At 68.4% G+C, this 21,469-nt stretch carries 17 protein-coding genes; 16 read left to right on the top strand and 1 reads right to left on the bottom strand.

The window, feature by feature from the left end; translation table 11 throughout:
* Positions 1-14 precede the first annotated feature (14 nt).
* From ACFYQ5_RS13205 to ACFYQ5_RS13145, 13 genes are all read left to right on the top strand, one after another.
* Positions 15-137 (top strand): hypothetical protein, encoded by a 123-nt coding sequence (locus ACFYQ5_RS13205; protein ID WP_389197025.1) that lies wholly within the window; start codon positions 15-17, stop codon positions 135-137.
* Between the two features lie 197 nt (positions 138-334).
* The gene (locus ACFYQ5_RS13200) at positions 335-2,527 is read left to right on the top strand and encodes an ABC transporter family substrate-binding protein (protein ID WP_389197023.1); all 2,193 of its coding nucleotides are present in this window, start codon (positions 335-337) and stop codon (positions 2,525-2,527) included.
* Between the two features lie 334 nt (positions 2,528-2,861).
* Positions 2,862-4,736, top strand: a complete 1,875-nt coding sequence (typA, locus tag ACFYQ5_RS13195; RefSeq protein ID WP_389197021.1) for a translational GTPase TypA — start codon at positions 2,862-2,864, stop codon at positions 4,734-4,736.
* 442 nt (positions 4,737-5,178) lie between these two features.
* Positions 5,179-6,801 (top strand): ABC transporter substrate-binding protein, encoded by a 1,623-nt coding sequence (locus ACFYQ5_RS13190; RefSeq protein ID WP_389197019.1) that lies wholly within the window; start codon positions 5,179-5,181, stop codon positions 6,799-6,801.
* 121 nt (positions 6,802-6,922) lie between these two features.
* Positions 6,923-7,852, top strand: a complete 930-nt coding sequence (locus tag ACFYQ5_RS13185) for an ABC transporter permease (RefSeq protein WP_389197017.1) — start codon at positions 6,923-6,925, stop codon at positions 7,850-7,852.
* Positions 7,845-8,786 carry an ABC transporter permease gene (locus ACFYQ5_RS13180; RefSeq protein ID WP_389197015.1) on the top strand — a complete coding sequence of 314 codons (942 nt, stop codon included), beginning with the start codon at positions 7,845-7,847 and terminating at the stop codon, positions 8,784-8,786. Before ACFYQ5_RS13185 ends, ACFYQ5_RS13180 begins: the two co-directional genes overlap by 8 nt.
* Before the next feature lie 11 nt (positions 8,787-8,797).
* Complete coding sequence (locus ACFYQ5_RS13175; RefSeq protein WP_389197013.1) at positions 8,798-9,856, top strand: ABC transporter ATP-binding protein; 1,059 nt, start codon at positions 8,798-8,800, stop codon at positions 9,854-9,856.
* Positions 9,849-10,991 carry an ABC transporter ATP-binding protein gene (locus ACFYQ5_RS13170; protein WP_389197011.1) on the top strand — a complete coding sequence of 381 codons (1,143 nt, stop codon included), beginning with the start codon at positions 9,849-9,851 and terminating at the stop codon, positions 10,989-10,991. The genes ACFYQ5_RS13175 and ACFYQ5_RS13170 overlap by 8 nt, the downstream gene beginning before the upstream one ends.
* A 154-nt stretch (positions 10,992-11,145) precedes the next feature.
* Positions 11,146-12,774, top strand: a complete 1,629-nt coding sequence (locus tag ACFYQ5_RS13165) for an ABC transporter substrate-binding protein (protein WP_389197009.1) — start codon at positions 11,146-11,148, stop codon at positions 12,772-12,774.
* 91 nt (positions 12,775-12,865) lie between these two features.
* Entirely contained in the window at positions 12,866-13,789 is a 924-nt protein-coding gene (locus tag ACFYQ5_RS13160) for an ABC transporter permease (protein ID WP_389197007.1), read from the top strand.
* Positions 13,782-14,774 (top strand): ABC transporter permease, encoded by a 993-nt coding sequence (locus tag ACFYQ5_RS13155; RefSeq protein WP_389197005.1) that lies wholly within the window; start codon positions 13,782-13,784, stop codon positions 14,772-14,774. Before ACFYQ5_RS13160 ends, ACFYQ5_RS13155 begins: the two co-directional genes overlap by 8 nt.
* 13 nt (positions 14,775-14,787) lie before the next feature.
* Positions 14,788-15,765 carry an ABC transporter ATP-binding protein gene (locus ACFYQ5_RS13150; RefSeq protein WP_389197003.1) on the top strand — a complete coding sequence of 326 codons (978 nt, stop codon included), beginning with the start codon at positions 14,788-14,790 and terminating at the stop codon, positions 15,763-15,765.
* Positions 15,755-16,939 (top strand): ABC transporter ATP-binding protein, encoded by a 1,185-nt coding sequence (locus ACFYQ5_RS13145; RefSeq protein ID WP_389197001.1) that lies wholly within the window; start codon positions 15,755-15,757, stop codon positions 16,937-16,939. The genes ACFYQ5_RS13150 and ACFYQ5_RS13145 overlap by 11 nt, the downstream gene beginning before the upstream one ends.
* Positions 16,940-17,209: 270 nt before the next feature.
* Here ACFYQ5_RS13145 and ACFYQ5_RS13140 read toward each other — a convergent pair whose 3' ends face one another.
* Entirely contained in the window at positions 17,210-19,336 is a 2,127-nt protein-coding gene (locus ACFYQ5_RS13140; RefSeq protein WP_389196999.1) for an alpha/beta fold hydrolase, read from the bottom strand.
* Positions 19,337-19,502: 166 nt separating this feature from the next.
* Between ACFYQ5_RS13140 and ACFYQ5_RS13135 the strand changes: the two genes are divergently transcribed.
* The 3 genes from ACFYQ5_RS13135 (at position 19,503) to ACFYQ5_RS13125 (ending at position 21,147) form a co-directional block, all read left to right on the top strand.
* Complete coding sequence (locus tag ACFYQ5_RS13135) at positions 19,503-19,697, top strand: DUF2304 family protein (protein ID WP_056793925.1); 195 nt, start codon at positions 19,503-19,505, stop codon at positions 19,695-19,697.
* Positions 19,698-19,771: 74 nt separating this feature from the next.
* Positions 19,772-20,689 (top strand): N-acetyl-1-D-myo-inositol-2-amino-2-deoxy-alpha-D-glucopyranoside deacetylase, encoded by a 918-nt coding sequence (gene mshB, locus ACFYQ5_RS13130; RefSeq protein ID WP_389196997.1) that lies wholly within the window; start codon positions 19,772-19,774, stop codon positions 20,687-20,689.
* The gene (locus tag ACFYQ5_RS13125; RefSeq protein WP_389196995.1) at positions 20,686-21,147 is read left to right on the top strand and encodes a DUF6113 family protein; all 462 of its coding nucleotides are present in this window, start codon (positions 20,686-20,688) and stop codon (positions 21,145-21,147) included. The genes mshB and ACFYQ5_RS13125 overlap by 4 nt, the downstream gene beginning before the upstream one ends.
* The last annotated feature ends 322 nt before the right edge of the window (positions 21,148-21,469 follow it).

Raw genomic sequence — 21,469 nt, 5'->3', positions numbered from 1 at the left:
CGGGGGCCGCCGGGGTGGGAGAGCCGTGGTCACCGGCATGGACGCCGACGCCCCACCGCGACAGCCTCGAGAAGATCTTCCCGAGGCTCGGTGAGACCGGCACCACCACCATCGCCGCCGTCGGACTCCTGGGCTGACCGCCGCCGACCGGTGACGGACCGGGGCCGCACGGGTGACTTCCACGGCCCCACCGGCCGCGCCTTCCTCCCCCCGCGCGTGCGGGTGCCTTCAGTGGATCAGCGAATCAGTCTGATCAACTGCAAATGCCACCAGAACGCAACATCCGGTCCATTCCGGTACGGGGTGGGTCGGGCCGGCCCCGGAGGTATCAGCCATGGCCCACGTCGGCGTCCCACGCGGGACGGCCCGAAAGCGCCGCTCGGTCGCGCTCCTGGCGACGGGTGTGCTCACGATCCCGGTACTGGCGGGCTGCACCTCGGACAGCGAGGACCCCACCTCCGTGGCCGTCCCGCAGGACATCGCCCCGGCCTCGCGGCACCGGGTGACCGAGGGTTCCACCCTCACCTGGGCGATCGACGCGGTCCCCGCCACCCTCAACGCCTTCCAGGCCGACGCCGACAGCGCGACCACCCGGATCACCGGCGCCGTGCTGCCCACGCTCTTCCCCATGGACGCGCGGGGAGAGCCCCGGCTCAACCCGGACTACCTGGAGTCGGCGAAGGTCATCGAGCAGGAGCCCAGGCAGGTCGTCCTCTACAAGCTCAACCAGCAGGCGGTGTGGAGCGACGGCCGGGAGATCGGCGCCCCCGACTTCGTCGCCCAGTGGCGCGCGCTGAGCGGCAGGGACTCGGCCTTCTGGACCGCGCGCAACGCGGGGTACGAGCGGATCGAGAAGATCGAACGGGGCAAGGACGACCTGCAGGTCCGGGTCACGTTCTCGAAGCCGTACGCCGACTGGCGTTCGCTCTTCTCGCCGCTGTACCCGAAGGAGGTGACCGGGTCTCCCGGCACCTTCAACGACGGCGCCAGGACAGCCCTCAAGAAGACCGCCGGACCGTTCCGGCTGCGCAGCGTGAACAAGAGCAAGGGGACGGTCGTGCTCGACCGGGATCCGCGCTGGTGGGGCAACGAGGCCAAGCTCAAGTCCCTGGTCTTCCGCGCCGTCGAACCCGGGGACCGCGCCGAGGCGCTGACCGAGGGCACGGTGGACGTCGCCGACATCGACGCGGCGACGGCGGACGGCATCACCCGCGCCGCCCGCTACAGCAGCGGGAACGGTCAGCCGCCCGCCCACGGCCCCGGGGCCGGCATCACCCCGGCTGCCGCCCTGCGGTCCTGGGCGCTCGCCCACGGCTCGGACGAGGAGGCCGCCGAGACGGCGCAGGCCGCCCGTAAGAAGAACCGGGAGGCCGTCGCGGCATACGCAGCCGAGCAGAAGTCGCTGCGCGGGTTCGCCGTACGCAAGTCCCTGGAGCCCGCCTACACCCAGCTCGCGCTGAACGGCGAGTCCGGGCCCCTGTCCGACGACCGGGTACGCCGCGCCATCGCCCGCACGCTGGACCGGCAGGAACTCGCCGACACCGTACTGAAGCCGCTCGGTCTGCCCGCGAAGCCGCCCGGCAGTCACCTGGCCCTGGCCGGGCAGCCCGGATACAAGGACGGCAGCGGGGCGCTCGGCGAACAGGACACCAAGGAGGCACGGGCCCTCCTGGCCGACGCGGGCTGGACTCCGGGCGGCGCCACCCGTAAGACCGAGGACACCAAGGCGGGCAGCGAGGCCGAGAGGAAGGCCGCCGAGAAGAAGGCCGGTGAGAAGAAGGCGGCCGAAGAAGAAGCCGAGAAGGCGGAGAAGGACGACAAGGCCTCGCGCGACGAGGGGACGTACATCGTCGGCGACGACAAGCCGGGTGACGCCGAGGTCAGCGCCCAGGACAAGCAGCCCGGCGCCTACGCCCCCGCGGGAACCGCCGCACCGGCCCCCGGCTCGGTCAACGACCGCCTCGGCAAGGGCGGCGAGCCGCTGACCCTCCGCTTCGTCCTGCCCTCGGGCCCCGGATCGCAGGCGCTGCGCGCCGTGGGGAAGAAGATCGTCGGGATGCTGGACTCGATCGGCGTCAGCACGCAGATCACCAAGGTCGACGACGACAGCTACTTCAAGGACCACATCGCCTCCGGCGACTACGACATGGCGCTGTACTCCTGGCCCGCCACCGCCTACCCGGCGACCGACGGCCGTCCGATCTTCGCCAAGCCGGAGCCCGCCACCGACGGCTCGCTGCTCGTCGAGCAGAACTACACGCGGGTCGGTTCGGACCATGTCGACCAGCTCTTCGACCGGGCGGTCTCCGAGCTCGACGCCACAGCGTCGAGGGACCTGCTGAAGCAGGCCGACGCACGGATCTGGGCCGCCGCGGGATCGATTCCGCTGTATCAGAGGCCACAGCTGGTCGCTGTCGACAAGAAGCTGGCGAACGTCGGTGCCTTCGGCTTCGCCGCACCCCGCTACGAGGACATCGGATTCACTGCGCGAGAAGCGGCAGGCTCCCCCGCGAATCGGAAGAAGTAGCAGGTCAAAGCCCTGTTCAAAGCTCAGATACCGCTCAATTCCCTTGCCCGCCGGAGCCCCCGGCGGGCAAGGTGGTGTCTGCCCTGACCCGGGCTGCTCGTCTTCTCCCACCCCTCGCCGTCCGGCCGCCCAGCGGCTGGACGATGGCGTAATACGAGCTGAATATCGGCTGAATTATGGCTTTAGCCGTGTCCTGTGGATCGGGCCGGGAAGCCCCGGACCCATCGGGCCCGTACCATTGGACTAGCCGTGGCGTGCCGCCCGGCGGGCGTACGAGGACTCGAGACCGACTGAGACGCCTGATCCCACGATCCGAGAGAAGCGCAAGCCACCCATGCCCACGCGCCACGACATCCGTAACGTAGCCATCGTCGCCCACGTCGACCACGGCAAGACCACGCTGGTCGACGCCATGCTCAAGCAGGCGGGCGCCTTCGCCGCGCACGCCGCCGAGAACCTCGACGAACGCATGATGGACTCGAACGACCTGGAGCGTGAGAAGGGCATCACGATCCTCGCCAAGAACACGGCGGTGAAGTATCACCCCAAGGACGGCGGGGACCCGATCACGATCAACATCATCGACACCCCCGGCCACGCCGACTTCGGCGGCGAGGTCGAGCGCGGTCTGTCGATGGTGGACGCGGTCGTCCTGCTGGTCGACGCCTCCGAGGGGCCGCTGCCCCAGACGCGCTTCGTCCTGCGCAAGGCGCTCGACGCCAAGCTGCCGGTCATCCTCTGCATCAACAAGACGGACCGGCCGGACTCCCGGATCTCCGAGGTCATCGACGAGACCTACGACCTCTTCCTGGACCTGGACGCCGACGAGGACCAGATCGAGTTCCCGATCGTCTACGCCTGCGCCCGTGACGGCGTCGCCTCGCTGACCAAGCCCGAGGACGGCACCGTCCCGCCGGACAGCGACAGCCTTGAGCCCTTCTTCACGACCATCCTCTCCACGGTCCCCGCGCCGGAGTACGACGAGGCCGCCCCGCTGCAGGCCCACGTCACCAACCTGGACGCCGACAACTTCCTCGGCCGTATCGCGCTGTGCCGCGTCGAGCAGGGCGAGCTGCGCAAGGGCCAGACGGTCGCCTGGATCAAGCGCGACGGCACGATCGCCAACGTGCGCATCACCGAGCTCCTGATGACCGAGGCGCTCACCCGTCTGCCGGCCGAGAAGGCGGGCCCGGGCGACATCTGCGCCGTCGCCGGTTTCCCGGACATCATGATCGGCGAGACCCTGGCCGACCCCGAGAACCCGATCGCGCTCCCGCTCATCACGGTCGACGAGCCGGCCATCTCGATGACCATCGGTACGAACACCTCGCCGCTGGTCGGCAAGGGCGGCAAGGGCCACAAGGTCACCGCCCGCCAGGTGAAGGACCGTCTGGACCGCGAGCTCATCGGTAACGTCTCGCTCCGTGTCCTGGACACCGAGCGCCCGGACGCCTGGGAGGTCCAGGGCCGTGGTGAGCTCGCGCTCGCCATCCTGGTCGAGCAGATGCGCCGTGAGGGCTTCGAGCTGACGGTCGGCAAGCCGGAGGTCGTCACCAAGCAGGTCGACGGCAAGACGCACGAGCCGATCGAGCGCATGACCATCGACTCGCCCGAGGAGCACCTCGGCGCCATCACGCAGCTGATGGCGACCCGTAAGGGCCGCATGGAGACGATGACGAACCACGGCTCCGGCTGGGTCCGCATGGAGTGGATCGTGCCCTCCCGCGGCCTCATCGGCTTCCGTACGGAGTTCCTGACCCAGACCCGCGGCACGGGCATCGCGCACTCCATCTTCGAGGGCCACGAGCCCTGGTTCGGTGACCTGCGCACCCGCCACAACGGCTCGCTCGTCGCCGACCGCTCGGGCTCGGTGACGCCGTTCGCGATGGTCAACCTGCAGGAGCGCGGTGTCATCTTCACCGAGGCCGGCACCGAGGTCTACGAGGGCATGATCGTCGGCGAGAACTCCCGCGCCGACGACATGGACGTGAACATCACCAAGGAGAAGAAGCTCACCAACATGCGTGCGGCGTCCGCGGACACCACGGAGAACGTGGTTCCCGCCCGCAAGCTCTCCCTGGAGCAGTCCCTGGAGTTCTGCCGCGAGGACGAGTGCATCGAGGTGACCCCGGAGACCGTGCGCATCCGCAAGGTCGTCCTGGACCAGAAGCAGCGTGGCCGCACGGCCTCGCGCGCGAAGAACGGCTGACCTGACCCGAATCGTCCCGCTCCGGCGGACGAACCGTCAGAACGAGCCATTGACATGAGGCCCGGACCCCCGCAGACACTGTGGGGGTCCGGGCCTTTCGTCAACTTGTTTTGTGGTCGAGGTGTCCGCATATCGTGCGTCGCTCTCCGGAACATGTGTTAACGGTCCGTTTCGGGGGTGTCTGTCTGGGATCGCTTTGTCCGGATTTCGGGCAACCACCCCTTCTCGATGTTGTCAAACCGAGACCCTTTAAGTGTGGTTTACCGCCCGGTGTTACTTAATAGTTGGCTCCATTGAGCTCGGGTCAATGGGTCGTCGCACTGTGGGGAGTGCGGACTCACGAGCACACTCGGGGCACTGAAAACGATCACCGTCAGGGGTGTCGGTCGATCTCTCCAGTGCCCCTCTTGTAGTCAAAAGTGGACTCATGAGGAGGAAACCCATGCGCGGTGCCAAGAGCGCCAAGTGGGTCGCGGGAGCGGCAATCATCGCCCTGGCCGCGACCGCCTGTGGCGGCGGCGACGACAGCAGCGACTCGGCTTCGAAGGAGAAGGGCAAGCCCGCGGGCTACGTCTCCATCGACGTCGGCGAGCCGCAGAAGCCGCTGATCCCGGCGGACACGAACGAGTCGCTCGGCAGCTACGTGATCCAGTCGCTGTTCACCCAGCTCCTGGACTTCGACGCCAAGGGCAACATCGTCTACACGAACGCCGAGTCCGTGAAGTCGACGGACAACAAGACGTGGACGGTGAAGCTCAAGCCCGGCTGGAAGTTCCACGACGGCACCCCGGTCACGTCCGAGTCCTACATCAAGGCGTGGAACTGGTACGCGAACGTCAAGAACGCCCAGCAGAACGCGTTCTGGTTCGAGGACATCAAGGGCTACGAGGACGTCCACCCCGAGAAGGGTGACCCGAAGGGCACGGAGATGTCCGGCCTGAAGGCCGTCGACGACACGACCTTCACGATCGAGCTCAACAACGCCGTGCCGTACTACGAGTACAAGCTCGGCTACACCACCTTCGCCCCGCTGCCGGAGGTGTTCTACAAGGACACCAAGGCCTTCGGCCAGGCGCCGGTCGGCAACGGTCCCTACGTCTTCGAGAAGTGGGACCACAAGAAGCTCATCCAGGTCAAGGCCAACGCTGACTACCAGGGCCCGAACAAGGCCAAGAACAAGGGCGTCCTCTTCAAGAACTACGCGACCGTCGAGGCCGCGTACCAGGACCTGCTCTCCGGCAACCTGGACATGATCCGCCAGGTCGGCCCGAAGGACCTCCCGAAGTACAAGTCGGACCTCGGCGACCGCGCGATCGACGAGCCGTACGCGGCCATCCAGTCGATCGTCCCGACGTTCTACTCGAAGACCTTCAAGGACATCGACCCGAAGGTCCTCCAAGGTCTGTCGATGGGCATCGACCGCGACACGATCACCAAGACCGTGCTCAACGGCACCCGCAAGCCCGCCACCAGCTTCACGCCTCCGGGCGTCGCCGGTAACCAGGACCTGGGCACCGACGTGTTCAAGTTCGACCCGGCCAAGGCGAAGCAGCTCGTCACCGAGGGCGGCGGCGTTCCGGACAACAAGATCTGGATCCAGTACAACGCCGACGGCGGCCACAAGGAGTGGGTGACCGCGGTCTGCGAGTCCATCCGCAACTCGACCGGGGTCGACTGCGTCCCGGACGCCAAGCCGGACTTCCAGACCGACCTGGAAGCGCGTGACAACGACCAGGTCAAGTCGATGTACCGCGGTGGCTGGGTCGCCGACTACCCGCTGAACGTCAACTTCATGCGGGAGCTGTACGGCACCACGGCCGAGGCCAACAACGGCCGGTTCTCCGACAAGGAGGTCGACGCGGCCTTCAAGAAGGGCGACAACGCCAAGAGCCTGGAGGAGTCGATCAAGGCTTACCAGGACGCGGAGAAGCTCGTCCTCGAGAAGATGCCGGCGATCCCGCTCTGGGAGTACAAGACCAACGGCGGCTACTCGAAGTCGGTCGACAACGTGACGATCGACTTCCACGGTGACTACAACGTCACCGAAGTCACCGTCGCCAAGTAACACACGCCTGAGGGCCCCCACTCGGCCATCAGCCGCCCACACCAGGCAGTAGGTCCCGGGGGGCCGCTCTCCGTATCCGGAGGGCGGCCCCTGGGCTGCTTTATCCCTTTCGGAGGCAAACATGGGGCGTTATGTCGCGCGGCGACTGCTCCAGATGATCCCGGTCTTCCTCGGGTCAACCTTGCTGGTCTTCTCGATGATGTACGCGCTGCCCGGCGACCCCGTGCGCGCACTCGCGGGGGAACAGGCCGTCGACCCCACGCAGATCGCGGAAATGAAGAAGGAGCTCGGGCTCGACCTGCCGCTCTGGCATCAGTACTGGAACTACCTCGTGAATCTGTTCCAGGGTGACTTCGGCACGCAGATCGCCAGCGGCCGGCCGGTCGCGGACATCATCTCGGAAGCGTTCCCGATCACGGTCCGGCTGGCCCTGTTTGCCTTCATCTTCACGGTCGTCATCGGTATCTCCATGGGCGTCTTCGCGGGTCTGAAGGCCGACACCCTTCGTGACCGCGGTCTGCTCATCCTGACGCTCCTGCTCATCTCGGTCCCCTCGTTCGTGCTCGGTTTCCTCGGCCAGTACTTCTTCGCCTTCCAGCTCGGCTGGGTCGACCCCAACGTGAGCATGGAAGCGAACTCGAGCGAGCTGATCCTGCCCGCGGTCGTGCTCGGGTCCCTGTCACTCGCCTATGTCGCGCGGCTGACCCGCACCTCGGTCGCGGAGAACCTGCGCTCCGACTACATGCGCACCGCCGTGGCCAAGGGACTGCCGCGCCGTCGGATCATCGGGGTCCACCTGATGCGCAACTCGATGATCCCCGTCGTCACCTTCCTCGGTACCGACCTCGGTGCCCTGCTCGGTGGCGCCGTCGTCACCGAGGGCATCTTCAACGTCAAGGGTGTCGGCTCCGCCGTCTTCGACGCGCTCCGGCACCGTGAAGGCGCCACCGTCGTCGGCATCGTGACGCTGATCGTCATCGTCTATCTCGTCGCCAGCCTGGTCGTCGACCTGCTCTACGCGGTCCTGGACCCGAGGATCCGTTATGCCTGAGACGCTCAAGGAAACCACCGCGGACAAGCCCGAGGCCGTGGCCGCACCCGCTGCCGCCGCTCCCGTGGGCAAGCCCCGCAGCCTCTGGTCGGACGCCTGGCACGATCTGCGGCGCAGCCCGCTGTTCGTCGTCTCGGCCGTCCTGATCTTCTTCCTGCTGGTGATGGCGGTATTCCCCGGCCTGTTCACCGGCGCCGACCCGCGCTACGCGGACCTGGCCCACCACTACCTGCAGAAGCCCAAGTGGGGGAACTTCTTCCAGGAGGACTGGTTCGGGTACGACATCCAGGGGCGCTCGATCTACGCGCGTGTCGTCTACGGCGCCCGGGCCTCGATCATGGTCGCCGTCGTCGTCACCGCCCTCGTCACGATCCTGGGCACCGTGGTCGGCATGCTCGCCGGCTACTTCGGCGGCTGGATCGACACGCTCCTGTCCCGGGTCACCGACATCTTCTTCGGCGTGCCCTTCATCCTCGGCGCGATGGTCGTCCTGACCTCGTTCGAGGAGCGCAAGATCTGGGTCGTCATCCTGGCTCTGGCCTTCCTCGGCTGGACCCAGATCGCCCGTGTCGCACGGGGCTCCGTCCTGACGATCAAGCAGGCCGACTACGTGATGGCGGCCAAGGCGCTCGGCGCCTCGACCTCCCGCATCCTGCTGCGTCACATCCTGCCCAACGCGATCGCCCCGGTGATCGTCGTCGCGACCATCGCGCTCGGCGGCTACATCTCGGCCGAGGCCACGCTGTCCTTCCTGGGCATCGGCCTCGCCGAGCCGACCGTGTCGTGGGGTGTCGACATCTCCTCCGGCCAGGAGCAGCTGCGTAACGCCGCGTTCGTCCTGATCATCCCGTCGGTCATGGTGTCGATCACCGTCCTGGCGTTCATCATGCTCGGCGATGCGGTACGCAACGCCCTCGACCCCAAGCTGCGCTGAGGGAGGCGTACATGACCATCATCGACAAGACGGCGGATGTTCCTGCTCCGCGTGGTTCGAACGACGAGAGCGGCCCGCTGCTCGAAGTCCGCGATCTGCACGTGGAATTCCACACCCGGGACGGCATCGCCAAGGCCGTCAACGGAGTCAACTACAGCGTCAGCGCGGGCGAGACCCTCGCCGTGCTCGGCGAGTCCGGTTCCGGCAAGTCCGTGACCGCCCAGGCGATCATGGGCATCCTGGACATGCCCCCCGGCCGCATCCCGAAGGGGGAGATCCTCTTCCGCGGCCAGGACATGCTCAAGATGTCCGGCGAGGAGCGCCGGCAGATCCGCGGCCAGAAGATCGCGATGATCTTCCAGGACGCGCTCTCCTCGCTGAACCCGGTGCTCTCCGTGGGCTACCAGCTCGGCGAGATGTTCCGCGTGCACCAGGGCCTCTCCAAGAAGGACGCCAAGGCCAAGGCCATCGGGCTGATGGACCGCGTGCGCATCCCGGCGGCGAAGGAGCGGGTCAACGACTACCCGCACATGTTCTCCGGCGGTATGCGCCAGCGCATCATGATCGCGATGGCGCTGGCTCTGGAGCCCGACCTGATCATCGCGGACGAGCCCACCACGGCGCTCGACGTGACCGTCCAGGCGCAGGTCATGGACCTGCTCGCGGAGCTCCAGCGCGACTTCAACATGGGCCTGATCCTGATCACGCACGACCTCGGCGTGGTCGCCGACGTCGCCGACAAGATCGCCGTGATGTACGCGGGCCGGATCGTCGAGACCGCTCCGGTCCACGAGATCTACAAGCGCCCCGCGCACCCGTACACCAAGGGCCTGCTGGAGTCGATCCCGCGCCTGGACCAGAAGGGCCAGGAGCTCTACGCGATCAAGGGCCTGCCGCCCAACCTGCTGCACGTGCCGTCAGGCTGCGCCTTCAACCCGCGCTGCACGATGGCGCAGGACATCTGCCGTACGGACATCCCGGCGCTGCGCCCGGTGACCGAGCAGGACGGCGCCGAGCTGGTCGGTCGCGGCAGCGCCTGCCACTTCTGGAAGGAGACGATCCATGGCTGACATCAAGAAGGAGTCCGTGGACGCCACCCCGAACGTCACCGAAGTGGCGACGGTCAACGCGAGCACCGAGACCGAGGCCGTCGCGGCCATCGAGGCGCCGGTGTCGCAGGGGGAGCCGATCCTCCAGGTGCGCAACCTGGTCAAGCACTTCCCGCTGACCCAGGGCATCCTGTTCAAGAAGCAGGTCGGCGCGGTCAAGGCCGTGGACGGGATCTCGTTCGATCTCTACCAGGGTGAGACGCTCGGCATCGTGGGCGAGTCCGGCTGTGGCAAGTCCACGGTCGCCAAGCTCCTGATGACGCTGGAGCGGGCCACCGCCGGTGAGGTCTTCTACAAGGGCCAGGACATCACCAAGCTGTCCGGCCGGGCGCTGAAGGCCGTACGCCGCAACATCCAGATGGTGTTCCAGGACCCGTACACCTCGCTGAACCCGAGGATGACGGTCGGCGACATCATCGGGGAGACCTTCGAGATCCACCCCGAGGTGGCTCCCAAGGGCGAGCGGCGCCGCAAGGTGCAGGACCTGCTCGACGTCGTCGGTCTGAACCCGGAGTACATCAACCGGTACCCGCACCAGTTCTCCGGCGGCCAGCGCCAGCGCATCGGGATCGCCCGCGGCCTCGCGCTCAACCCGGAGATCATCATCTGCGACGAGCCGGTCTCCGCGCTCGACGTGTCGGTGCAGGCGCAGGTCATCAACCTGATGGAGAAGCTCCAGGACGAGTTCAACCTCTCCTACCTCTTCATCGCGCACGACCTGTCGATCGTCCGGCACATCTCGGACCGGGTCGGCGTCATGTACCTCGGCAAGATGGCCGAGATCGGTACGGACACGCAGATCTACGACCACCCGACGCACCCCTACACCCAGGCGCTGCTGTCGGCGGTCCCGGTCCCGGACCCGGACGCCCGTGACGGACGCGAGCGGATCATCCTCTCCGGTGACGTCCCGTCGCCGGCCAACCCGCCGTCGGGCTGCCGCTTCCGTACGCGGTGCTGGAAGGCCCAGGACAAGTGCGCCACCGAGGTGCCGTTGCTGGCGATCCCCGAGCGCTTCAAGGCCTCGGACACGCCGGCGGCGCACGAGTCGGCGTGCCACTTCGCCGAGGAGAAGGACGTCGTGCACGCGGCGTAGCGCCTGATCCGACCGACAAGGACGCCCGGCCCCCGAGGGGCCGGGCGTCCTTGCGTTCCGGCAGCCACGTACGGAGGACGTGAACATGCGACGGAGTGTCAAATGGGGTGATATAAGGCATTGAGCTACATAAGGGAATCCTAGGAGGCACACCATGCGCGGAGCCACACAGGCCAGGTGGGCCGCATGCGCCGTCGCCGTCGCCCTGGCGGCCACGGCCTGCGGCGGCGGGGGAGGCGACGGCGGCGGTGGCGCCGACGGGATCGTGAGCTCATCCTGGGGCGACCCGCAGAACCCTCTGGAGCCGGCGAACACCAACGAGGTCCAGGGCGGCAAGGTCCTCGACATGGTCTTCCGGGGGCTCGTGCGCTACGACCCCAAGACGGGCGAGGCGAAGAACGAGATCGCCGAGAAGATCGACTCGAAGGATTCCCAGAACTTCACCGTCACGATCAAGGGCAACTGGACCTTCAGCAACGGTGAGAAGATCACCGCGAAGTCCTTCGTGGACGCCTGGAACTACGGCGCCGCCCTGAAGAACAACCAGAAGAACGCCTACTTCTTCCAGTACATCGACGGCTACGACAAGGTGCACCCCGAGTCCGGCAAGGCCTCCGCCGACACCCTCTCCGGCCTCAAGGTGGTCAACGACACGACCTTCACGGCCAAGCTGTCGCAGAAGTTCTCGCTCTGGCCCGACACCCTCGGCTACGCCGCCTTCGTGCCGCTGCCCAAGGTCTTCTACACGGACCACGAAGCCTGGCTCTCCAAGCCGGTCGGCAACGGTCCGTACACCATCGACCAGTACGCCAAGGGCTCGTCGATGAACCTGCGCAAGTGGGACGGCTACCCCGGCGCGGACAAGGCGCAGAACGGCGGCATCGACCTCAAGGTCTACACCGACAACAACACCGCCTACACCGACCTGACCGCGGGCAACCTCGACCTCGTCGACGACGTACCCGCCTCCCAGCTCAAGAACGTCGGGGCGGACCTGGGCGACCGGTACATCAACACCCCGGCCGGCATCATCCAGACGCTCGCCTTCCCGTTCTACGAGAAGGTGTGGGACACCCCAGGCGCGATCAAGGTCCGTCAGGGTCTGTCGATGGCGATCAACCGCGACCAGATCACCAGCCAGATCTTCCAGAAGACCCGTACCCCCGCCTCCGACTGGACCTCACCGGTCCTCGGTGAGGAGGGCGGCTTCAAGAAGGGCCTGTGCGGCTCCGCGTGCGCGTACGACAAGGCGCAGGCCAAGAAGCTGATCGAGGAGGGCGGCGGCATCCCCGGCGGCCAGCTCAAGATCTCGTACAACGCCGACACCGGCTCCCACAAGGAGTGGGTCGACGCGGTCTGCAACAGCATCAACAACGTCATGGGGAACAACAAGGCGTGCGTCGGCGGACCCGTCGGCACCTTCGCCGACTTCCGCAGCCAGGTCTCCACCCAGAAGCTGACCAGCGCCTGGCGGGCCGGCTGGCAGATGGACTACCCGCTGATCCAGAACTTCCTCCAGCCGCTCTACTACACCAACGCCCCGTCCAACGACGGCAAGTGGAGCGACCGGAAGTTCGACGACCTGGTCGACAAGGCCAACGCGGAGAGCGACAAGGCCAAGGCCGTCAGCACCTTCCAGGACGCGGAGAAGGTCCTGGTCGAGCAGATGCCCGTCATCCCGCTCTGGTACCAGAACGGCAGCGCGGGCTACTCGGACAGGGTGGAGAACGTCTCGCTGAACCCCTTCAGCGTCCCGGTGTACGACCAGATCAAGGTCAAGTGACCCCCTGAAGCCGGTGGCCGGTGCGGCATACCGCACCGGCCACCGGCTTTCCGGGCCTCCCGCCCGTTCGCCCCGACCCCCGGAGCCCCTCATGGGACGTTATGTGATCCGGCGGCTGCTGCAGATGATCCCGGTCTTCTTCGGCACCACGCTGCTGATCTTCCTCATGGTGAACGTGATGGGCGACCCCATCGCGGGACTCTGCGGCGACCGCCAGTGCGACCCCGCGACCGCCGCCCAGCTGCGCACCGAATTCGGCCTCGACAAGCCGGTCTGGCAGCAATACCTGACCTACATGGGCAACATCTTCACCGGTGACTTCGGCACGGCCTTCAACGGGCAGAAGGTCACGGAACTGATGGGAACCGCCTTCCCCATCACCATCCGGCTCACCATCGTCGCGATCGTGTTCGAGATCGTCATCGGCATCAGCCTCGGCGTCGTCACCGGGCTGCGCCGCGGGCGGCCCGTCGACACCGTGGTGCTGATCCTGACCCTGGTCGTCATCGCCGTACCGACGTTCGTCACCGGCCTGCTGCTCCAGCTCCTGCTCGGGGTGGAGTGGGGCATCATCAAGCCGTCCGTCTCCTCCGAGGCGCCGGTCGACGAACTCATCGTGCCCGGGCTCGTCCTGGCGTCCGTCTCGCTGGCCTACGTCACCCGGCTCACCCGGACCTCGATCGCCGAGAACTCCCGCGCCGACTACGTCCGCACCGCCGTGGCCAAGGGCCTCCCCAGGCGCCGGGTGGTCGTGCGGCATCTGCTGCGCAACTCCCTCATCCCCGTCGTCACCTTCATCGGTACGGACGTGGGGGCCCTGATGGGCGGGGCGATCGTCACCGAGCGCATCTTCAACATCCACGGAGTCGGCTACCAGCTCTACCAGGGCATCCTCCGCCAGAACTCCCAGACCGTCGTCGGGTTCGTCACCGTCCTGGTCCTCGTCTTCCTGGCGGCGAACCTGATCGTCGACCTCCTGTACGCCGTACTCGACCCGAGGATCCGCTATGCCTGAGCAGAAGCCGTGGGACGACGCGACGGGCGGCGGAGCGATCTCGGGGGCCGGTGCGGGCGGGGCGATGGACCTCGCGATGGACGAGGGCACCACGCTGGAGAAGACGCCGGGCGGCCCCGAAGGCACCGGGCCCACGGGCAAGCCGCGCAGCCTCTGGTCCGACGCCTGGCGCGACCTGCGCCGCAACCCGGTCTTCATCATCTCCGGGCTGGTCATCCTGTTCCTGGTGATCATCTCGATCTGGCCGTCGCTGATCGCGGGCCAGGACCCCCTCGACTGCGACCTCGCCAAGGCACAGGAGGGCTCGCAGCCCGGGCATCCCTTCGGCTTCGACGGCCAGGGCTGCGACGTCTACACCCGTACCGTTTACGGCGCCCGCACCTCGGTGACCGTCGGCGTCCTGTCCACCCTCGGCGTCTCGCTGCTCGGCGGCGTGCTGGGCGGCCTCGCGGGCTTCTTCGGCGGGGCGTGGGACGCCGTCCTCTCCCGCATCACGGACGTCTTCTTCGGCATCCCGGTGGTCCTCGGCGGACTGGTCTTCCTGTCCGTCGTCACCAGCTCCACCGTCTGGCCCGTGATCGGCTTCATCGTGCTGCTGGGCTGGCCCCAGATCGCCCGCATCGCACGCGGGTCCGTCATCACCGCCAAACAGAACGACTACGTCCAGGCGGCCCGGGCGCTGGGCGCCTCCAACTCGCGGATGCTGCTGCGCCACATCATGCCCAACGCCATCGCCCCCGTCATCGTCGTCGCGACGATCGCCCTGGGGACGTACATCTCACTGGAGGCGACCCTGTCGTACCTCGGTGTCGGACTGAAACCTCCGGCCGTCTCCTGGGGCATCGACATCTCCGCCGCCTCCCAGTACGTCCGCAACGCACCGCACATGCTGCTCTGGCCCGCAGGGGCGCTGGCGGTCACCGTGCTCGCGTTCATCATGCTCGGCGACGCGGTGCGCGACGCCCTCGACCCCAAGCTGCGCTGAGGAGTCCGCTGCCATGTTGCTCGAAGTGCGCGATCTGCACGTGGAGTTCCACACCCGGGACGGTGTGGCCAAGGCCGTCAACGGGGTCGACTACTCGGTGGCCGAGGGCGAGACGCTGGCCGTCCTCGGCGAGTCCGGCTCGGGCAAGTCGGTCACCGCTCAGGCGATCATGGGCATCCTGGACATGCCGCCGGGGAGGATCAGCGGGGGAGAGATCTTCTTCAAGGACCACGACCTCCTGAAGCTCAAGGGGGAGGAGCGGCGAAGGATCCGAGGCCAGGAGATGGCCATGATCTTCCAGGACGCGCTGTCCTCCCTGAACCCCGTGCTGAGCGTCGGGCAGCAGCTCGGCGAGATGTTCGTCGTGCACCGCGGGATGTCCCGCGGGGACGCCAAGGCCAAGGCCATCGAGCTGATGGACCGGGTGCGCATCCCCGCCGCCCGGCAGCGGGTCGGCGACTTCCCGCACCAGTTCTCCGGCGGCATGCGCCAGCGCATCATGATCGCCATGGCGATGGCGCTGGAACCCTCGCTGATCATCGCCGACGAACCCACCACCGCCCTCGACGTGACCGTCCAGGCGCAGGTGATGGACCTGCTCGCGGAGCTCCAGCGCGAGCTCAACATGGGCCTGATCCTGATCACGCACGACCTCGGCGTGGTGGCCGACGTCGCCGACAGGATCGCCGTGATGTACGCGGGCCGGATCGTCGAGACGTCCCCCGTCCACGAGATCTACAAGGCGCCCGCGCACCCGTACACCAAGGGCCTGTTGAGGTCGATCCCACGCCTGGACCAGAAGGGCCATGAGCTCTACGCGATCAAGGGGCTGCCGCCCAACCTGCTGCACATCCCGCCCGGCTGCGCCTTCCACCCGCGCTGCCCCATGGCCCAGGCCGTGTGCCGTACGGACGTGCCGCCGCTCTACACCGTGGACGAGGAACGCCGGAGCGCCTGCCACTTCTGGAAGGAGACGCTCGATGCACGCTGAGGACACCGGCCGAGGGGGCGGCGGTTCCACGCTCCAGGCCGTGGAGCGGGAGGCCGGCGAGGGCCGCCCGTACACGGAGGGCGACCCGATCCTGGAGGTGCGCGGCCTGGTCAAGCACTACCCGCTGACCCAGGGCGTCCTCTTCAAGAAGCAGATCGGCGCGGTCAAGGCCGTGGACGGAGTGGACTTCGACCTGGCGGCGGGCGAGACGCTCGGCATCGTGGGGGAGTCCGGCTGCGGGAAGTCGACCGTCGCCAAGATGCTGGTGCACCTGGAGCCGCCGACCGGGGGCGCGATCCGCTACAAGGGCGAGGACGTCACCAAGCTGTCCGGCCGTGCGCTGAAGGCCGTGCGGCGCAACATCCAGATGGTGTTCCAGGACCCGTACACGTCGCTGAACCCGAGGATGACGGTCGGCGACATCATCGGGGAGCCGTACGAGATCCACCCCGAGGTGGCGCCCAAGGGGAGCCGTCGGCAGAAGGTGCAGGACCTGCTCGACGTCGTCGGTCTGAACCCGGAGTACATCAACCGCTATCCGCACCAGTTCTCCGGCGGCCAGCGCCAGCGCATCGGCATCGCCCGCGGTCTCGCGCTCAACCCGGAGATCATCGTCGCCGACGAGCCGGTCTCCGCGCTCGACGTGTCGGTCCAGGCCCAGGTCGTCAACCTGCTGGACCGGCTGCAGGCCGAATTCGACCTGAGCTTCCTCTTCATCGCGCACGACCTGTCGATCGTCCGGCACATCTCGGACCGGGTCGGCGTCATGTACCTGGGCCGGATCGTCGAGATCGGCACGGACGAGGAGATCTACGAACACCCCACGCACCCGTACACCCAGGCGCTGCTGTCCGCCGTCCCGGTGCCCGACCCGACGGCCCGTGAGCACCGCGAGCGGATCATCCTGCACGGTGACGTGCCCTCCCCGGCGAACATCCCGTCCGGCTGCCGCTTCCGTACCCGGTGCTGGAAGGCGCAGGAGCGGTGCGAGCTGGAGGTGCCGCTGCTGGCGGTGCCGGCCGTCTTCCGGGAGGTGGGGACACCCGCCCGGCACGACTCGGCGTGCCACTTCGCCGAGGAGAAGCAGGTGGTGCCGCAGGAGGATCTGAGCGAGACGCCCGGGGGCGACGAGTACGACCGGGGCGACGGGTATGACCGGTATGACAAAGAATGACAAATGAGCCTCAGATCCGTTAACACAGAGGCAACTTGACCGTCGTCGCACCGATATACGGACCTCGCACCATAGAGAGCGTACGGCCGTGCGGGTGCCGTGAACCGGCCGGGGCGTTCATCACGTCGCCCCGGCCGGTTACCCGTGTCCGCCCCTCCCGGCTACGGCTACCCGCAGAACGGCCCACCCGGCTACGGCTACCCGGGCGGCGGCGGAGCCGGCAGTCAGCCTCCGCCCGCCTCCCCGCCGCCCGGCTGGTCACTGCCGCGACTACGCCCGGGGCAGCCCCAGCGACCTCCTGAGGAAGTCCACCTGGAGCAGCAGCAGATTCTCGGCGACCTGCTCCTGCGGGGTCATGTGCGTCACCCCGCTCAGCGGCAGCACCTCGTGCGGACGGCCGGCGGACAGCAGTGCGGAGGAGAGCCGCAGCGCGTGGGCGACCACCACGTTGTCGTCGGCCAGACCGTGGACGATCATCATCGGCCGCACCACGTCGGCCGGCTCGGAGAGGCCCTCGTCGGTCACCAGGGAGTTGCGGGCGTACACCTCGGGCTGCTTCGCGGGGTCGCCGAGATAGCGCTCGGTGTAGTGGGTGTCGTACAGCCGCCAGTCCGTCACCGGTGCGCCGACGACGGCCGCGTGGAAGACGTCGGGGCGCCGCAGCACCGCGAGCGCCGAGAGATAGCCGCCGTACGACCAGCCGCGCATGGCCACCTTCGACAGGTCCAGCGGGAAGCGCCCGGCCAGGGCGTGCAGCGCCTCGACCTGGTCGTCGAGGGTGAGAGTGAGATCGTCCCGCACCGCCTTCTCCCAGCCGGGTGAGCGGCCCGGCGCGCCCCGGCCGTCCGCGACGATCACGGCGAACCCGTGGTCCGCGAACCACTGGGACGTGAGGTGCGGATTGTGGGCGGCGACCACCCGGCGGCCGTGCGGGCCGCCGTAGGGATCCATCAGAACCGGAAGCGGACCGTCCGATTCCTTATATCCGGTGGGGAGCAACACGGCGCACGGGATTCGCCGTGCGCCCCCCTCCGTCAGCTGGACCCTGGCGGTCAGGACCGGCTCCTGGGCGAGGTTCGCCACGGCGGCGATCCGCTTGCCGTCACGCTGTACCTGCACGGCTGTTCCCGGGCGATCCGGGGAAGCCGACACCAGCACCGTCACACCGCCCCCGCGCACCGCGGAGTGCACCCCGACGCCCTCGCTGACGCGCTCCACGCCCAGCTCGTTGACCCGGTACACGTGGCTCTGCCCCGTTTCCGGGTCCGCCGCGTCCTCGCCCGCGGTCGCCTGCACCAGGATGTCCGACTCGCCGATGTCCAGCACCGCCTGGATGTGCAACTGGCCGCCGGTCAGCGGCCGGTCCCCGACCGAGAGCACCCGTGCGCCCCCTTCGTCGGCGACCCGCACGAGCCGCCCGTCGGGCGCCCAGGCGGGCACCCCGGCGAAAAGATCAAGCCAGATTCCGTCCTCGTCGACATGCACCGTACGGGTCGCGCCGCTCTCCGTGTCCACGGCCAGATGCAGCTGACTGCGCTGGTCGCGGGCCTGCACCAGGAGCAGCGGGGCGCCGTGCGAGGACCAGTGCACCCGTGCCAGGTAGGGAAAGCGGGACCGGTCCCAGGCAACCTCGGTGCGGGTCCCGTCCAGTCCCCTCACGAAGAGCCGGACCTCCGCGTTGGCGGTGCCCGCCGCCGGATAGCCCACCTCGGCGGGCTTGCTCCCGGGGTGTGCCGGATCGGCGATCCACCACCGCTGTACGGCGCTGTCGTCGACCCGGGCGACCAGCAGGCGGTCCGACTCCGGAGACCACCAGAAACCGCGGTAGCGGCTCATCTCCTCGGCCGCGACGAACTCCGCCAGACCGTACGAGGTGTGCGCGTCCTCCGGCTCGGCGATCGGCCGGTCCCCGTCGCCCTCCGCCCCCACGACGCGCAGCGCGCCCCGCGCCACGTAGGCGATGTGCCGGCCGTCGGGGGAGGGGCGAGGGTCGATCACCGGGCCCGGCACCGGCAGGGCGCGTGCCGTGCCCGCCCTCAACTCGGCGACGTACGCCTTGCCGGAGAGCGCGAAGGCCGCCAACTCGGCCGCGTCGTCCACCGCGTACCCCACGATGCCCGCCGACCCCTCCCTGGTCCGCTCACGCCGCGCCCTCTCCTGTGGCGAGAGCTTCTCGGCCGAACCGCCCAGCAGGGCATCGGGATCGGCCGCGACCCGCTCCTCACCCGTCGCGGTGTCCAGCACCAGGAGACGGTTCGTCCGGTCGGTCCCGGAGGACGACCGGAGGAAGAGCACCCGCGTCCCATCCGGTGAGACGGTGAAGGCCCGGGGTGCGCCGAGAGTGAACCGCTGGGTCCGCGCGTGCTGGAGGGGAAAAGACAGCTTCTTCGAGGTCATGGCACCGAACCTAGTCCGCTGCGGCCGGTCCGTGCGCCCCTCGTGCTGCCGTGCCCCGACCAATGCGTCGGAACCGATAGTTATGATCCGTAGCGCTCGGTGGGTAAGAACCTGCTGGCTCCATGTGTGCTGCCTGTCCCGACCGTACTGATGGAGGTGAACCGCCGTGGCACTCTCGATTTCGGCGGTGGTGCTGCTGGCGATCGTCGTCTTCCTGCTGATCCGGAAATCCGGACTGAAGGGCGGACACGCGGTGGTCTGCATGTTGCTCGGCTTCTACATGGCGAGCTCGTCGATCGCCCCGACCATCTCGGAGGTGACGTCGAACGTGGCAGGCATGATCGGGGGAATCAAGTTCTGACGGGTGCGCCGCCGGGCGCCCCGGACACCGTGGGGCGTTCGGCCCGGAGGGCGGCCTGCTCGTAGGGTGGTCCCATGAAGGACCTTCCTGCCCGCCGTCTGCTGCTGGTGCACGCGCACCCCGACGACGAGTCGATCAACAACGGCGCCACCATGGCCAGGTACGCGGCCGAGGGCGCCCACGTCGCCCTGGTGACGTGCACCCTCGGCGAGGAGGGGGAGGTCATCCCCCCGGACCTCGCGCATCTCGCCGCGGACCGGGAGGGCGGCCTGGGCGACCACCGCATCGGCGAACTCGCCGCCGCGATGCGGGAGCTCGGGGTCACCGACCACCGGTTCCTGGGCGGCCCCGGCCGGTTCCGCGACTCCGGGATGATGGGCACCGAGCAGAACCACCGGCCCGGTGCCTTCTGGGCCGCCGACCTCGACGAGGCCGCCGGCCACCTCGTCCGGGTGATCCGCTCCCTGCGCCCCCAGGTCCTGGTCACCTACGACCCCGACGGCGGCTACGGCCACCCCGACCACATCCAGGCGCACCGCGTCGCGATGCGCGCGGCGCAGCTGGCCGCAGATCCCGCGTACGACGCCGGGGCGGAGGCCCCGCACACCGTCGCCAAGATCTACTGGAACAGGGTGCCCCGCTCCGTGGCCGAGGAGGCCTTCGCGCGGCTGCGCGACACCGCCCCTGACGCCTTCCCGGGTATCGCCGCGATCGACGACGTACCCGGTGTGGTGGACGACGCGGAGATCACGACGGAGATCGACGGTACGGCGTACGCCGCGGCGAAGACCGCCGCGATGCGGGCGCACGCCACCCAGATCGCCGTGGACGGGCCGTTCTTCGCTCTTTCGAACGACCTGGGGCAGCCCGTTCTCACCACCGAGTACTACGAGTTGGTGCGCGGCCTGCCGGGCGGCGGGCACGGTGTCCGGGAGTACGACCTCTTCGCGGGCGTGCCGGACGCGGCCCCCGCACCAGGAGCACAGACATGAGCAGCAGGCAGAGGCAGCGCGCCTCGTCGCGCGCACCGCGTACCAACGCCCCGCCGAGGAGCCCCGCACCCACCGGTCTCGCCGCGCCCTTCAACCCCGCGCGGATCCCCCTGTACGTGGGCCTCGCGGTGCTGGGCGCGGCCGTCGGGCTGGCGGGCACCCTCCTGCAGGCGGCCCTGTTCCCGGGCGGGCTGCTCCTCGCGCTCGCCGCGTCGGCGGGCGTGTTCTACGGCGGCCGGGTGGTGACCGGAACCCAGCTCGGCGCGCTGGCACCGGCGGTGGGCTGGTTCGTCGCCGTCATCGTCCTTCTCGGAGGGCGGCCGGAAGGGGACTACGTCTTCGGCGAGGAGCTCGGCCTGGCACTCTTCATGCTCGGAGGGATGGCTGTCGCTGTGATGTGTGCCACGATGTCGCGGCTGCCTTATCCGGCCAACGATCCCGGCCGATCCGGCACGTGATGTGGTATGTCCGCTCCCCGGTTGCCCTTCCGCGTGATGGTGGGTGCATCCTTGTTCCCCCCGGGCGCGGAGAGTCTTACGGCGGCGGCCAGTATGGTGGTGCGCGCGCCGAGCCGTCCCCTGGCCTGCGGCACGGGGGAAGTACGGGCGGCGGAGCCGATCGGGAGAACCTGCTTTGAGTCGTGAAACTGACAGTTCGTCCTCCGGGCCCCAGGGGCGCGGCGGAGCCGCGTACCCCTCGGGTACGCCGCCGTACGGATCACGCCAGTATCCGTCGCTGCACCCGTCCGACCAGGGGCCGGAGGGGACTTCGGAGCCTGCG

Origin of the sequence: Streptomyces sp. NPDC005794, assembly GCF_042871445.1 — a bacterium.
Lineage (GTDB): Bacteria > Actinomycetota > Actinomycetes > Streptomycetales > Streptomycetaceae > Streptomyces.
This window is presented reverse-complemented; position numbering and strand designations above follow the sequence as displayed.